General features: G+C 58.2%; 5 tRNA genes. All 5 read left to right on the forward strand.

The features are described from left to right. Positions 1 to 9: 9 nt before the first annotated feature. The 5 genes from FRC98_RS20955 (at position 10) to FRC98_RS20975 (ending at position 571) form a co-directional block, all read left to right on the forward strand. Positions 10 to 83 (forward strand) — tRNA-Met (locus tag FRC98_RS20955). Between the two features lie 48 nt (positions 84 to 131). Further along, a tRNA-Met gene (locus FRC98_RS20960) sits at positions 132 to 205 on the forward strand. Positions 206 to 253: 48 nt separating this feature from the next. Further along, a tRNA-Met gene (locus FRC98_RS20965) sits at positions 254 to 327 on the forward strand. 48 nt (positions 328 to 375) lie between these two features. Then, positions 376 to 449, forward strand: a tRNA-Met gene (locus FRC98_RS20970). 48 nt (positions 450 to 497) lie between these two features. Continuing rightward, a tRNA-Met gene (locus FRC98_RS20975) sits at positions 498 to 571 on the forward strand. Positions 572 to 574 lie beyond the last annotated feature (3 nt).

The raw sequence follows: 574 nt of genomic DNA on the forward strand, positions 1-574 counted from the left end.
CAGCCTTGATGCGGGGTGGAGCAGCCAGGTAGCTCGTCGGGCTCATAACCCGAAGGTCACAGGTTCGAATCCTGTCCCCGCTACTTGTAACACGAAGGTCGGCCCTTACGTTGTAAGCGTGTCGATCGTGATGCGGGGTGGAGCAGCCAGGTAGCTCGTCGGGCTCATAATCTGAAGGTCACAGGTTCGAATCCTGTCCTCGCTACTCGTAACACGAGGGTCGGCCCTTACGTTGTAAGCGTGTCGATCGTGATGCGGGGTGGAGCAGCCAGGTAGCTCGTCGGGCTCATAACCCGAAGGTCACAGGTTCGAATCCTGTCCCCGCTACTTGTAACACGAAGGTCGGCCCTTACGTTGTAAGCGTGTCGATCGTGATGCGGGGTGGAGCAGCCAGGTAGCTCGTCGGGCTCATAATTCGAAGGTCACAGGTTCGAATCCTGTCCCCGCTACTTGTAACACGAAGGTCGGCCCTTACGTTGTAAGCGTGTCGATCGTGATGCGGGGTGGAGCAGCCAGGTAGCTCGTCGGGCTCATAACCCGAAGGTCACAGGTTCGAATCCTGTCCCCGCTACTC

This window comes from Lujinxingia vulgaris (assembly GCF_007997015.1).
Lineage (GTDB): Bacteria > Myxococcota_A > Bradymonadia > Bradymonadales > Bradymonadaceae > Lujinxingia > Lujinxingia vulgaris.